The following is a 12411-nucleotide window of genomic DNA, read 5'->3' as shown; positions in this document are numbered from 1 at the left end:
GGCTCGTTCGACTCCGGACGAAAGTCCTGACCGGTGGGCGGCTTGGGAGGTTTTTGGGTTCACGTGGAACAATCAGGGCACACCTGAGAGGACCATCGCGCGAGCGTGTTGACCACACTGTTGCCCCTACTGGCGTTCGCGCTGCTCACCGCGGCGAACGCGGCCTTCGTCGCCGCCGAGTTCTCGCTCGTCACCGTCGACCGCGCCGAGATCGAGCAGCAGGCCAACGCGGGCGACCGCAAGGCCCGGACCGTCCGGCAGGCGCTGCGCGAGCTGTCGTTCCAGCTCTCCGGCGCCCAGCTCGGCATCACCCTCGCCGGGCTGCTGACCGGCTACCTGGCCGAGCCCGCGCTGTCGCGGCTGGTCGAGCCGCTGATCCACCCGGTGTTCGGCTCGGTGACCAAGGGCGCCGCGCACGTCATCGGCCTGATCATCGCCACGCTGCTGTCGATGCTCTTCGGCGAGCTGGTGCCGAAGAACGCCGCGCTGGCCCGGCCGATGCCGCTCGCCCGCGCCACCGCCGGGCCGCAGCGCATGTTCTCGCGGTTCTTCTCGTGGCTGATCACGCTGCTCAACGGCACCGCCAACTGGGTCGTGCGCCGCTTCGGCGTCGAGCCGCAGGAGGAGCTGGCCAGCGCCCGCTCGCCCGAGGAGCTCGGGCTGCTCGCCGCGATCTCCGCGCGGGCCGGCGCGCTGCCGAAGGAGACCGCGGTGCTGCTGCAGCGCACGATCCGCTTCGGTGACAAGCGGGCCGCCGAGGCGATGACGCCGCGTGTCGACGTCATCTCACTGCGTGCCGACGCCACCGTCGCCGACCTGCTGGCGACCTCGGTGCAGACCGGCTACAGCCGCTTCCCGATCTACGTGCAGACGCTCGACCAGGTCACCGGCGTCGTCACCGTCACCGACGCGCTCGGCGTGCCGCCGGTGCGCCGGCCCACCACCAAGGTCTCCGCCGTCGCCCGCGAGCCCGTGTTCGTGCCCGAGAGCCTCGACCTCGACGGCGTGCTCGAGGCGCTGCGCAAGGGCAACTCCGACGTGGCGATCGTGGTCGACGAGTACGGCGGCACCGACGGCGTCGTGACCGTCGAGGACCTCGTCGAGGAGCTGGTCGGCGAGATCGCCGACGAGCACGACGTCGAGGAGGAGCCGACCACCGCGCACGGCATGCCCGACCTCACCGTGCCCGGCGCCGAGCGGACCGTGCTCGTCGACGGCGTGCTGCGCGAGGACGAGCTGGCCGAGGTCACCGGCTTCCACGTGCCGCCCGGGCCCTACGAGACGCTCGCCGGCTTCCTGATGGCGCGGCTGGGGCACATCCCGACCGTCGGCGAGACCTGGAACGAGGACGGCTGGGAGTTCACGGTGGTCGAGGTCGACCGGCGCCGCATCGAGCAGGTGCGCGTCATGCGCCCGGAGGTGCCGGCCGAATGACCGAGCTGATCGTCACCATCGTGCTGCTGCTCGGCAACGCGTTCTTCGTCGCCGGCGAGTTCTCCCTGATCGCCTCGCGCCACACGGTCATCGAGCCGATGGCCGCCACGTCTCGCCGCGCCCGGACCGCGCTGCGCGCCATGAACGAGATCCCGCTCATGATCGCCGGCGCCCAGCTGGGCGTCACGATCTGCACCCTGGGCCTCGGCGCGCTCGCCGAGCCGGCCCTGGCGCACGGCCTGCAGGGCCCGTTCGAGGCGCTGCACGTGCCGGAGCGGCTCGTCCACCCGGTCGCCTTCGGCCTGGCGCTCGGCGCGGTCGTGTTCGCGCACACCGTGGTCGGCGAGATGGTGCCGAAGAACCTCACGCTGGCCTCGCCGGAGCGGGCGGTGCTGTGGCTCGGCCCGCCGATGTACGCGTTCTGCATGGGCACCAAGCCCGTCCTCGTCGCCATGAAGTGGGCCTCCCGCACGATCCTGTCGCTGTGGCGCATCGAGGCGACCGGCTCGGTCAAGACCGTCTTCACCGCCGAGGAGCTCGCGGGCCTGGCCGCGCAGGCGACCACCGAGGGTCTGCTCGCGCCCGAGGAGCACGCCCGGATCACCGGCGCCCTGGCGCTGTCGCAGCGCAGCGCCCGTGACGCGCTGCGGCCCTGGTCGGAGATCACCACGGTCGCCGAGGACGTCTCGCCGGCCTCGCTCGAGGTCCTGGCAACCCGGACCGGGCGCTCGCGGTTCCCGGTCGTGGAGCGGGCCAGCCGCCGGGTGCTCGGGTTCGTGCACGTCAAGGACGTGCTGGGCTTCGTCGGGCCGCAGCGGCGCGCCCCGATCCCGGCCGAGCTGATCCGCCCGCTGGGCATCGTGCCGCCGACCCGCACCCTGGCCGAGCTGCTGCTGGCCATGCGCCGCGAGCGCCAGCACATCGTGCTCGTGAGCGACGGGCGCGTGCCCCTGGGCGTGGTGACCCTCGACGACGTGCTGACGGCGGTCGTCGGCGGACCGCCCGTGACGCAGCCGGCCTGAGGGCATTCGGACATTCAGTTGTCGGACACGTTGCGCGGCCCCGATGAGATTTCCAAGGGCGCCAATGTCGTGGAAAAAGGGTTCCCGGTCGGTGACGGTCAGTTCGAACTGCAGGTCGACGGCGTGTCCGAGCGCCCGGTTGCGTGATTGTCGGAACCGTTTCTCCTACCATTTATGTAGCGCCGGCATCGCGGACCGTCGCTGACTCGCGGTGGCGCCGGATAGCGTGCACGCGGGGTAACGCGCTGCTCACGGTGGCCGCGTCCGGGGTCGAGGCGGACGCACCGCGATTTCTTCGTCACTGTCGATAGTGAACGACGACCCGCTGTGTATTGGCGGCAAGGGAACGAGCGTGAACAACGACTCGTTCATCGGTGTAATCGATGATGTGTTCGTCACTCGATTCACGTGACCTTTCGGAACAAATCGGACAAGAATCGTGTCGTGGCTTGAACCTGGGAACGCACTCCCCTTAACGTGAATTCTCGTCGGCTGGATGTCCGCGCCTGCCACGGGCGCGCCAGGCGGCACCGCCGAGTCGAAACCGAGCCGGGGACCCAACCAGCTCAATCGGGGTGAATCCGCGAGATCTGCGTGCGCGGTAGGGCGACCTTCCCGTCCGAACCCGTCAGCTAACCCGGTAGGCGGCCATGGAAGAAGGAGTAACTCCTCGGTGGAGACCCATCTGAGGTGGACGAGGCGGCCCAGTCGTCTGGTACGGCTCCTCGTTGCCACCCTCGGCGGTCTGTCCCTCGTCGTCGGCATCACCGGGAACGCGCACGCGGACCCGACGCCGGGCGATATTGAGAAGCAGATCGACGAGAAGTGGAACCAGATCGAGCCGATCATCGAGCAGCACAACCAGCTCAAGATCGAGCTCGCCAACAACAAGACCAAGCAGAAGAAGCTCGAGGACCAGATCGCCCCGCTGCGATCCCAGGTCGACGCCGCCTTCGACCGAGTGAGCGCCTTCGCCATCCGGCAGTACAAGACCGGCAATGTCTCCAAGCTCGACGCCATGCTCACCACCGGCTCCCCGGACACGTTCATCGACCAGATGACGATGCTGAACATGCTGGCGAAGGACGAGCAGATCAAGATCAAGGACGTCCTCGCGTCGAAGAAGGAATACGACGCGCAGAAGGCCCCGATCGACGAGCTCGTCGCCAAGCAGGCCGAGCAGGAGGCCGCGCTGGCCGCCCAGGAGACGCAGATCAACGGCGAGATCAAGTCGCTGCAGGACATGCGCCTGAAGGCGTACGGCTCCAGCGGCGGCACCGGGAACCTGCGGCCTGTCGCGTGCCCGTACGAGTACACCGGCGGCCCCGGCACCACGGCCGCGAAGATCGCCTGCCAGCAGATCGGCAAGAAGTACGTGTGGGCCACCGAGGGCCCGAACACGTTCGACTGCTCGGGCCTCACCCTCTACGCCTGGAAGCAGGCGGGGTACACGCTGCGGCACTACACCAAGTGGCAGTACGACGACACCAGCCGCGTCTCGCGGGCCAACCTCAAGGCCGGCGACCTGGTGTTCTTCTACAGCGACTTCCATCATGTCGGGCTGTACGTCGGCGGCGGATGGATGGTCCATGCACCGAACCCAAGTGAACCGGTGCAGATGAAAAAGATCGACTCCGAGCCAATATCCGGGTACGGAAGAGTCGCATAGCTTCGAAGGGCGGGCCTGGTTTGCAGGCCCGCCCTTCTTACTTTGTCGACCTACTTCTTACTTTGTCGACCAGGTGCGCCAGTTCTGCCAGGAGCGGCTCGGCGTGGGACCGCGCTGGCCTTGGTACCGCGAGCCGTAGACCGCCGATCCGTATGGGTGCTCGGACGGCGAGGACAGCCGGAAGATGCACAGCTGCCCGATCTTCATCCCCGGCCAGAGCCGGATCGGCAGGTTGGCCACGTTGGACAGCTCGAGCGTCACGTGCCCGGAGAAGCCGGGGTCGATGAAGCCGGCGGTCGAATGCGTCAGCAGCCCGAGCCGCCCGAGGCTGGACTTCCCTTCGAGCCGCCCCGCCAGCTGATCCCCGAGCGTGATCACCTCGAGCGTCGAGGCGAGCACGAACTCCCCCGGGTGCAGCACGAACGGCTCCCCGTCGTCGACCTCGACCATGGACGTGAGCTCGTCCTGCTGAATGGCGGGATCGATGTGGGTGTACAGATGGTTGTTGAACACCCGGAACCACCGGTCGAGCCGCACGTCGATGCTGGACGGTTGCACCAGCGCCTGATCGAACGGTTCGAGGCGCAGCTGGCCGCCTTCGAGTTCTTTGGCGAGGTCACGGTCGGATAGCAGCACCCCCTGAGGTTACGTTGCGGCCCGGTTTGGCGTAATCGCGGCATGTTAGAACGCGTGTTCGAGTACCGTTGTCGTCATGGCATCGTGGGCAGATTTCGCCGCCGCCGAGCCCGAGCTGGCGGCGGACATTCGCACGCTCGTCTGCCAGTACGGCCCCGGCCTGGGCTACCTGGCAACCGTCCGCCCCGACGGCGGCCCCCGCATCCACCCCGTCTCCCCGGTCATCACCGACGCCGGCCTCTTCTGCTTCGTCCTGCCGTCCCCGAAGCGCCACGACCTGGACCGGGACGGCCGCTACTCGCTGCACAGCTTCCCGTCCACGGACGCGGACGACGAGGCGTACCTCTCCGGTACAGCCACCCCGGTCACCGACCCCGCCCTGACGGCACACCTGGCCACCCTGATGCGCGCCGCCGCCGGCGTGGACTGGCGCATCTACGAGCTGTCGGTCAGCGTGGCGATGGTGGTCCGCCACGAGACCTCGAAGGTGTCAACACGGACGGTGTGGCGCGACCGCGCGCGCCCCGTCCCGAAGGCACGTGAGAATGATCCGTGCACGAAGCCCTTGGATTCGGTACAGTAGGCGTCGCTCGCGGGTGTAGTTCAATGGCAGAACATCAGCTTCCCAAGCTGACAGTGAGGGTTCGATTCCCTTCACCCGCTCCAACGCTCAGGCCCTGGTCAGGACAGACGTCCAGCCAGGGCCGTTCGCGTCTCAGGGCACTCGCCACCGGCTTCGTGCCATTAGCGTGCCATTAGCTCGGTAGAGGCAGCCCGTCCGGCGCCGCCCGGCTGATGCCGGAGCCACTCGGGCTAAGCCTCGACCGCCGTGCTCACTCCGGGCGGACGCCACGGCGAACCGAGCCGGCGTTGAGCACGTCCACCACACGCTGTGCCGGCACCTTCGCAAGTGCGTGCCGCCGAAGCCGATAGTCCAGAATGCTGCCTGTCACCGCCGTTGCAAGAGCAGCCACCGTCAGAAGTGCCCAAACAAACCAGGGCGTAGACGCGGGTGCGAACGCTGCGACCGCGGCGCTAGTCCAGAGGAACGGTGACCGCATGTTCTTCCTTCCGGCTGCCCCCGGCACCCACGCGGCTGCCGGCCTCGCCCCCAGGGCGACGGGATCCAGTGTCGAGGCTGGCCAGAGTGGTTGCGCATCCTTGTTGACCTGGGGGAACGGGGCGGTGAGCGGCGTCTACACGTGGCATCCATTGTCATCGTGTGTTATTACGGGTCTTCAAGTGTTTTCGTCTGCCTCCTCTCCTGCTGCACGAGGACTCGCCATGCCGAAGGTCATCCGGATGCCACGCCACGACGTCGTGCCGGCGGGAACTAAGCGCCGGGCTTTCATGGAAGAGATGTTCATGTTGTACCGCGCGGCCGGAAGCCCGGCGTTGCGGGAGGTCGAAGAGTGGATTCGAGCCAACGACGAGTTGAAGGGCACGGCGAGTACCGAGACCATCCGGCGGATCTTGCGCGGCCACGTGCCTCCGCGTTGGCACACTGTCGAAGCAATCGCATTGGCGTTCTACGCCACATCGACCATGGAGCCGGGCGAGGAGCGTTACCCCGACAGCATGGGTGACCCGTTCACCAACTTGGACGCCACCAGACGTGCTTGGTCAGAGGCGATCGAGGAAGACCCTGACGTGCCTGGACCGCAAGCCCGCCGACAGGCAAGGAACGAGGACCCGTGGGCAGCGGCTACCCCAGGCAGGTCCGCCTTTGACGACGAGCCCCCGTTCTGAGCCTTCACGATGGTGCTAGTTGCAAAGGTCTTCACACGGCACGGCGCCGCCGTCAGCCGCTCCGGCTGGTGCTGGGATGCGCGCGTTGCGCCGAACCGCGACACCGAACGGGCCGTCACGAGCCGCAGCGCCTGGGCCAGCAACGCCGGAGACCGATGCGTGGAGTTCGCAGACTAACGACTAGCGAATACCTGTTAGGAACGCGAGCGGCTTTTCTTCTCCGGCACGGAGCGTCGGCATCCGTTGCATGATCTCCTGAAATGCCAGCACGAAGGCCCGTCGAGCAGTGCTTAGGTCGATATTTTGCGGCTCTCCGGAGTGAACAGTGGCGCTGCGGGCATAATAGAGGTCCTCGACAGATTGTTGCATCAGCGCCGTTCCGCGAATCCCCCTAAGCAGCGCTTGGGTCCGCTTTCGGAGGCGTTTGGCAACATTTGGTTCGTACGAATCAGTCAATAGCATTTCGAACGCGGTGGCGAGGCTAATCACTGCGGCCCAGTCATCGCTGCGACCCTGGTGTGAGCGACGGAAGAACGAGACCGCTTCAAACATCTTTTGGTATGTACGACCCCGACTGTCCGTCCTTGCAGTACCGATAGAATGCCTCATGTAGCCGCGGTAAAGGTCGTCTACCGCCCGATATACGCCACTCCGTCGCGTTGCCGTCGAGTCCAGAATCGCGGATCGATCTCAATGGCAAGGTCGGAGAGTTCTCCAATCGTTCGCCTGTCATGAATCGGAACGGCATCGCCTGACAGTAGCCGAGATCGTCCATTTCGGAAGATAAGGTAGTGATGTATATCGCGAGTCTGCCAGTTGTTGATGCTCGATGAGCTAAAGAACGCATGTTCGGGCCGCGGCGACGCGTACCCACCAGCCGGACCTGGGCGCCTTCAGGGCGGTGCTGCCGGAGGACGTCGGCTGGGAGCCGTTCCCGGCGTTTCCGCCGGAGGCTCGCCTGGCCGTCGTGGTGGGGCGGCCTACCGAGGCCGAGCTTTACGTCATCCGGGTCAAGGTGCCGTCCGGGGTGAAGCTCATGCCCCATCGGCATCCGGAGGATCGCGTTTACACAGTCATGTCTGGCGTCTTCTACGTCGGGCTGGGTGAACGGTTCGACGGCGAGAAGCTGGAGGCGTATCCGCCCGGTGCCGTCGTCGTGCTGCCCGGCGGCACGCCGCACTTTCACTGGGCGAAGTCCGGCGAGTACGTCACCCAGGTCATGGCGATGGGGCCGCTCGGGCTCGAGTACGTGGACCCGGAGGACGATCCGCGACGGTAGTGGCGTTCGGAGCGTATTCCAAGTAAGTGCTTGACATCGTCCATCGAAAGGCGTGAGACTCCAAGCATGTCTTTGGAGTCTGGTTCGGGTGAGTCCACGAGGCTTGTTGTGGATGATCCGGTGGCCATTCGGGCGCTGGCGCATCCGTTGCGGTTGAAGCTGCGGGAGCTTGTCGGGCGGGAAGGGGCCCTCACCGCCGCGCAGGCGGCCCGGGAGCTGGGCGTCAGTCAGGCGCTGGCCTCGCATCATCTGCGGCAGCTGGCCAAGTACGGGTTTGTCGAGCAGGCGCCGGCCGCGGACAACCGCGAGCGGCCGTGGCGGGTCACCACCACCTCGTACTCGTGGGAGGCCGGCGCGGGGGCCGATGCGCTCGAGCAGTTGATCGCGCAGCGAGCGATCGGGCAGCTGGTGGACTGGCAGCGGCGGCGCGGCGGCGAGGACGCCGTGTGGCGGGAGAACACCGGGATCGGGCAGAGCCTCGTGTACCTCACGGCCGACGAGATGGTCGAGCTGCGGCGTGCGCTGGATGCGGTGATCGAGCCGCTGGTTGCGCGGCGGCCGATCGGGGACGCCGCCGCGCGACCCGCCGGGGCCCGGCCCGTGGATCTGACGATCATCTGTACGCCGCTCGAGGCGACCGCGTCGGGGGGATGAGGCGATGACGCGCGACTTCCGGCTGTTGCTCGGCGCGGGGCTCGTCTCGCTGACCGGGGACTGGATCATGCGGGTCGGGCTGACCTACGCGGTCTACGAGTTGACCGGGTCGACGCTGGCCTCGGCGGGGGCGCTGCTGGCCTCGCTGGTGCCGCAGTTCGTGCTCGGGTCGATCGCCGGCGTGTTCGTCGACCGGTGGGAGCGGCGGCGGGTCATGGTCGTGACCAACCTGCTGCTCGCGGTGGGGCTGTTGCCACTGCTGGGAGTGCAGGACCGTGGGGATGTCTGGATCGTGTACCTGGTCACGGCGGTGCAGAGCGGGCTCGGGCAGTTCTTCATCGCGGCGGAAGCCGCCGTCATCCCGCGGCTCGTCGACGAGCGCGATCTCGTGGCGGCCAATGCGTTCAACGGGCAGGTCAGGGACGTGGCGCGGCTGGTCGGGGCCGCCGTGGGCGGTGTTGTTGCCGGGCTCGGCGGCATCTCGCTGCTGGCGGTCGTGGACATGGTCAGCTTCGGGCTGGCGGCGGGCACACTGCTGCTCATCCGGACGCCTACCGGGCATGGGCAACGTCAGGAGAAGCCGCACCTGCTGCGGGAATGGGCCGATGGGGCGCGGGTTGCCGTCCGGGAGCCGACGCTGCGGGTCGTCCTGCTCTTCGTCGTCATGACCGGGGTCGGGGAGGCGGTCATGGGCAGTCTCATGGCGCCGTTCGTGCGGGGCGTGCTGCATGCCGATGCCGCGGTGTACGGGCTGATCATGGCGGTGCAGGCCGGTGGGGGGATCGCCGGAGGGCTCGCGGCGGCGGCGTTCGGGCACCGGGTCTCGCCTCGGCGGCTCGTCGGATACGGGGCGCTGGCGTTCGGGGGGTTGGACCTGCTTCTCTTCCTGTATCCGCTGGTGTTCGACGCGTGGTGGCCCGCATTGCCGATCATGCTGGTCGTCGGGTTGCCGGGGGCGTTCATGCTTGCCGGGCTGTTGACGTTGTTCCAGACGCACAGCGACGACGCGTACCGTGGGCGGCTCTTCGGAGTATTCAGTGCGCTCGAAGCCGGGGCGATGCTGGTCGGCGCGCTCGCGGCGGGCGTGCTCGGGGACCAGCTCGGTATCGTGCCGGTGATCGCCGCCCAAGGTGCGCAGTACTGCCTCGCCGGTGGTCTGGTACTCCTGCTGCTGACAACGCAGCGCAAGCTCGTGGAGGCCGAGGCTTGATCACGCGATTCGTCAACGACGGGCTCGAGTTCGACGTCGACGACGCCGGGGAACCGCAGGCGCCCGGAGTCGTGCTGTTGCACGGGTTTCCGCAGGACCGCACGGCCTGGGCGGGCGTCGTGCCACTGCTCGTCGAGCGCGGCAGGCGCGTGCTCGCGCCCGATCTGCGCGGCTACTCGCCGGGGGCGCGGCCGCGCGGAAGGAGGCCGTACGCGCTGGATCTGCTCGCCGGCGACGTCATCGCCCTGGCCGACCAGGCGGGGCTGGAGCGGTTCGACCTGGCCGGGCACGACTGGGGCGCCGCGCTCGCGTTCCACGTCGCGGGGCTGTTTCCCGAACGGGTGCGGACGCTGACCGCGCTGTCCGTCCCGCACCGCGGGGCGTGGGCGCCGTCGGCGTTGCGCAGTGCGCAGCTGTGGCGGTCGGCGTACATCGGGCTCTTCTCGCTACCGAAAGTGCCCGAGTGGGTGCTGGGGCGCGGGATCGGCGGTGCGCTGCGGCGCAGCGGGCTCGGCGAGGAGTTCGCGCGCCGCTACGCCGAGCGAGGGCGGCGTCACGAGCTGGACTCGGCCCTGAACTGGTACCGCGCGATGGGGCTGACGGCCGCGTTTCCGCGCGTGAGCGTGCCGACGCTGTTCGCGTGGGGCGACGAGGACCGGTACGTCACCGAACGGCTCGCGCGCATGTGCGGGGCGTGGGTCGACGGGCAGTACACCTTCGAAATCCTGCGCGGGGTGCACCACTGGATTCCGGAGATGCACCCCGAGCTCGCCGCCGAGCTGATCCTCAGGCCCCGCTGATCGGGCGGACGTCCCACAGCCAGACGCCGCCGACGAGCCGGCCGGGGCCGACCTCCGGCGCGACCAGCTTGTCGATCGTGCGGCGGATGACGTCGACGTTGTTGTGGTACGCGATCACGATCACGATGTTCGTCGCCTGCCAGAACTGCAGGTCGGCGCGCATGTCGGCCTTCTGCTGCTCCGTCACGTCCGGCGAGGCGAGCTGGCCGCGGACGCGGTCCATGAGCGCGACGGTCGGGCGCTCGCCCGGGCCGAAGTGCGCGTTCTTGTCCTCCGGCACGGTGTCGTTGGGGCCGAGGAAGTACCCGCCGTTGAACTTCACCTCGTAGTTGGTCTCGGTCGACAGGCGCATCAGCTTGATGTTGTCGACCCAGCCGCCCGGCAGGACGGTGACGACCGGGTTGGGCGGCAGCTCGGTGCGCCAGTTGCCGTTGGCGAAGATCGCCGGCAGCGGCGGGCGCTCGGCGGCCGGCTGCGGGGTCGGCACCAGCGGCAGGAGCGCCAAGGCGAGCGCGACGACCCACGCGATCGCGGGCACCAGGCCCGGGCGCTCGATGGGCAGCGGCTCGTCGTCGGCGGAGCCGGCCGAGCGGCGGGGCGGTGCCGGCGGCGGGTCGAGGCGGGCCGTCGCCGACTCGCCGTCGGACGGGCCGGAGCCGACGAGTGCGGGCACGGGGTCGAGCCGCGGGTCGTCGGCCTCGAGGATCTCGGCCTCGACCGGCACCGCGGCGGTCGCGTCGAGCGGGGGGCGCAGGCGGTCGACGATGAGGCGGTCGATGATCAGGGCGATGGTGACGCCGGCGACCGCGGTGACGACCAGGCCGAGCCGGGTCGGCACGACCGAGTCGAACAGCGGCAGCAGCGCGAGCCAGTGCCAGGGGCCGTGCCAGTCGGTGTGCTCGACGGCGTCGATGCGCAGCGTGTCGCCGAACGACATGATCACGAAGAAGAACGCGGTGACGAACAGCGCGCGGGAGAGCCGGCTGCGCCACATGGCGATCGCGGCGGCCACCAGCACCAGGCACAGCGGCCAGCCGAAGAAGCCGTTCTCCTCGCTGGCGTTGCCGCGGTTGACGCGCACGGCCTCGGCGACGTCGCCGCCGATCGAGTAGCGGCCGAAGGTGGTGTACCCCAGCACGTCCAGGTTGATCGAGCGCACACCGCTGTCGAGGCCGTGGTAGGCCTGCGGGCCGGTGAACTGGAAGTACAGCGGGTAGGCCAGCACCGCGCCCGCCACCAGCAGCGTCACGCCGCACTTGGGCAGCATGACCTTCGCGTAGCCCGGCAGGTCCCGCCACGGCACGTAGGCCAGGATGAACACGAACAGGGCCATGGCGGTGAAGAACAGCATCTCCTCGTTGATGCCCGCCTGCGCGAGCACGAGGCCGGCCAGCACCAGGCCCTGGCGCCAGGTCCTGCCGGGGTGGCGCATCCGGAACACCGCGGCGACGATCAGCGGGATCAGGCCCTGCCCGGCGATGTTCGGGTGGCCGGCCAACTGCGACATGATCGCCGGTGCGAAGCCGAGGAACGCGGCGCCGACGTAGGCGGCCGGGCGGGAGCGGCCGAAGTCGCGGGAGAGCACCCAGTACCAGGCGACGGCGGTGCCGGCGACGGCGAGCGTGGAGATGATCGCGAACGTGACGCCCGCGCCGAGCCACAGCGTGACCGGCGTCAGGGGAAGGGCCAGCGTCAGGATGGACGTGTTCGCCATGAGGTTGACGCCCATGGGGTAGTTCACGTCGTAGGAGAAGAACGGCGTCTCACCCTTCGTGAACAGCTCGGTCGCGTGGGTGAGGAACCACTCGAAGGTGAAGCTGTCCTGGAAGTTCAGCGCAAGGTAGCGCCCGTTGGGATCCGCCCACAGCTCGTTCAGCACGTAGACCGCCCCGATGACAAAGCTCAGGATCGCCAACGTGTCAGCCGTCCTGGCCGGGAACTTCCCCCTGATCGTCACC

The 12411-nt window shown here is 68.5% G+C and carries 13 protein-coding genes, 1 tRNA gene and 1 riboswitch; of the genes, 11 read left to right on the top strand and 3 right to left on the bottom strand.

Features of this window, described 5'->3' with window-relative positions:
• Positions 1-108 precede the first annotated feature (108 nt).
• The 4 genes from ABD901_RS02005 (at position 109) to ABD901_RS01990 (ending at position 4125) form a co-directional block, all read left to right on the top strand.
• Entirely contained in the window at positions 109-1434 is a 1326-nt protein-coding gene (locus tag ABD901_RS02005; protein ID WP_345121123.1) for a hemolysin family protein, read from the top strand.
• Complete coding sequence (locus ABD901_RS02000) at positions 1431-2456, top strand: hemolysin family protein (protein ID WP_345120508.1); 1026 nt, start codon at positions 1431-1433, stop codon at positions 2454-2456. Before ABD901_RS02005 ends, ABD901_RS02000 begins: the two co-directional genes overlap by 4 nt.
• Positions 2457-2474: 18 nt before the next feature.
• A complete protein-coding gene (locus ABD901_RS01995) occupies positions 2475-2603 on the top strand; it encodes a hypothetical protein (protein WP_345120506.1) in 129 nt (42 codons plus the stop codon).
• Positions 2604-2977: 374 nt separating this feature from the next.
• A riboswitch (cyclic di-AMP (ydaO/yuaA leader) is annotated at positions 2978-3118 on the top strand.
• Positions 3119-3129: 11 nt separating this feature from the next.
• A complete protein-coding gene (locus ABD901_RS01990) occupies positions 3130-4125 on the top strand; it encodes a C40 family peptidase (RefSeq protein ID WP_345120504.1) in 996 nt (331 codons plus the stop codon).
• A gap of 57 nt (positions 4126-4182) precedes the next feature.
• Here the strand turns inward: ABD901_RS01990 and dcd are convergent, their stop codons facing one another.
• Positions 4183-4761 (bottom strand): dCTP deaminase, encoded by a 579-nt coding sequence (dcd, locus tag ABD901_RS01985; protein WP_345120502.1) that lies wholly within the window; start codon positions 4759-4761, stop codon positions 4183-4185.
• A gap of 76 nt (positions 4762-4837) precedes the next feature.
• Here dcd and ABD901_RS01980 point away from each other — a divergent pair, with 76 nt between their 5' ends.
• The 3 genes from ABD901_RS01980 (at position 4838) to ABD901_RS01970 (ending at position 6510) form a co-directional block, all read left to right on the top strand.
• Positions 4838-5344 carry a pyridoxamine 5'-phosphate oxidase family protein gene (locus ABD901_RS01980; protein WP_345120499.1) on the top strand — a complete coding sequence of 169 codons (507 nt, stop codon included), beginning with the start codon at positions 4838-4840 and terminating at the stop codon, positions 5342-5344.
• A gap of 9 nt (positions 5345-5353) precedes the next feature.
• Positions 5354-5427 (top strand) — tRNA-Gly (locus tag ABD901_RS01975).
• A 618-nt stretch (positions 5428-6045) separates the two neighbouring features.
• Positions 6046-6510, top strand: a complete 465-nt coding sequence (locus ABD901_RS01970; protein ID WP_345120497.1) for a hypothetical protein — start codon at positions 6046-6048, stop codon at positions 6508-6510.
• Positions 6511-6690: 180 nt separating this feature from the next.
• On the opposite strand, the gene ABD901_RS01965 is transcribed toward ABD901_RS01970, so the two are convergent.
• Positions 6691-7062: a hypothetical protein gene (locus ABD901_RS01965; RefSeq protein ID WP_345120495.1), complete on the bottom strand. Its 372-nt coding sequence runs from the start codon at positions 7060-7062 to the stop codon at positions 6691-6693.
• A 349-nt stretch (positions 7063-7411) separates the two neighbouring features.
• Here ABD901_RS01965 and ABD901_RS01960 point away from each other — a divergent pair, with 349 nt between their 5' ends.
• The 4 genes from ABD901_RS01960 (at position 7412) to ABD901_RS01945 (ending at position 10453) form a co-directional block, all read left to right on the top strand.
• The gene (locus ABD901_RS01960) at positions 7412-7789 is read left to right on the top strand and encodes a cupin domain-containing protein (protein WP_345120493.1); all 378 of its coding nucleotides are present in this window, start codon (positions 7412-7414) and stop codon (positions 7787-7789) included.
• A 120-nt stretch (positions 7790-7909) separates the two neighbouring features.
• Positions 7910-8443 carry an ArsR/SmtB family transcription factor gene (locus ABD901_RS01955; protein ID WP_345120491.1) on the top strand — a complete coding sequence of 178 codons (534 nt, stop codon included), beginning with the start codon at positions 7910-7912 and terminating at the stop codon, positions 8441-8443.
• A 4-nt stretch (positions 8444-8447) separates the two neighbouring features.
• Positions 8448-9653: an MFS transporter gene (locus tag ABD901_RS01950; protein ID WP_345120489.1), complete on the top strand. Its 1206-nt coding sequence runs from the start codon at positions 8448-8450 to the stop codon at positions 9651-9653.
• Positions 9650-10453, top strand: a complete 804-nt coding sequence (locus tag ABD901_RS01945) for an alpha/beta fold hydrolase (protein WP_345120487.1) — start codon at positions 9650-9652, stop codon at positions 10451-10453. Before ABD901_RS01950 ends, ABD901_RS01945 begins: the two co-directional genes overlap by 4 nt.
• Here ABD901_RS01945 and ABD901_RS01940 read toward each other — a convergent pair.
• On the bottom strand, positions 10440-12410 hold the full coding sequence (locus tag ABD901_RS01940) for a DUF6311 domain-containing protein (protein ID WP_345120484.1): 1971 nt from the start codon (positions 12408-12410) through the stop codon (positions 10440-10442). The two genes, ABD901_RS01945 and ABD901_RS01940, sit on opposite strands and share 14 nt — an antisense overlap.
• Position 12411: the final 1 nt, after the last annotated feature.

Source organism: Dactylosporangium darangshiense (assembly GCF_039537565.1).
GTDB classification, from domain to species: domain Bacteria; phylum Actinomycetota; class Actinomycetes; order Mycobacteriales; family Micromonosporaceae; genus Dactylosporangium; species Dactylosporangium darangshiense.
This window is presented reverse-complemented; position numbering and strand designations above follow the sequence as displayed.

What these genes read in the sequence shown, in the direction of transcription:
- ABD901_RS02000 (WP_345120508.1), top strand. Translation starts at nt 1,431, where the DNA reads ATGACCGAGCTGATCGTCACCATCGTGCTGCTGCTCGGCAACGCGTTC.
- ABD901_RS01980 (WP_345120499.1), top strand. Translation starts at nt 4,838, where the DNA reads ATGGCATCGTGGGCAGATTTCGCCGCCGCCGAGCCCGAGCTGGCGGCG.
- ABD901_RS01970 (WP_345120497.1), top strand. Translation starts at nt 6,046, where the DNA reads ATGCCGAAGGTCATCCGGATGCCACGCCACGACGTCGTGCCGGCGGGA.
- ABD901_RS01965 (WP_345120495.1), bottom strand. Translation starts at nt 7,062, where the DNA reads ATGTTTGAAGCGGTCTCGTTCTTCCGTCGCTCACACCAGGGTCGCAGC.
- ABD901_RS01950 (WP_345120489.1), top strand. Translation starts at nt 8,448, where the DNA reads ATGACGCGCGACTTCCGGCTGTTGCTCGGCGCGGGGCTCGTCTCGCTG.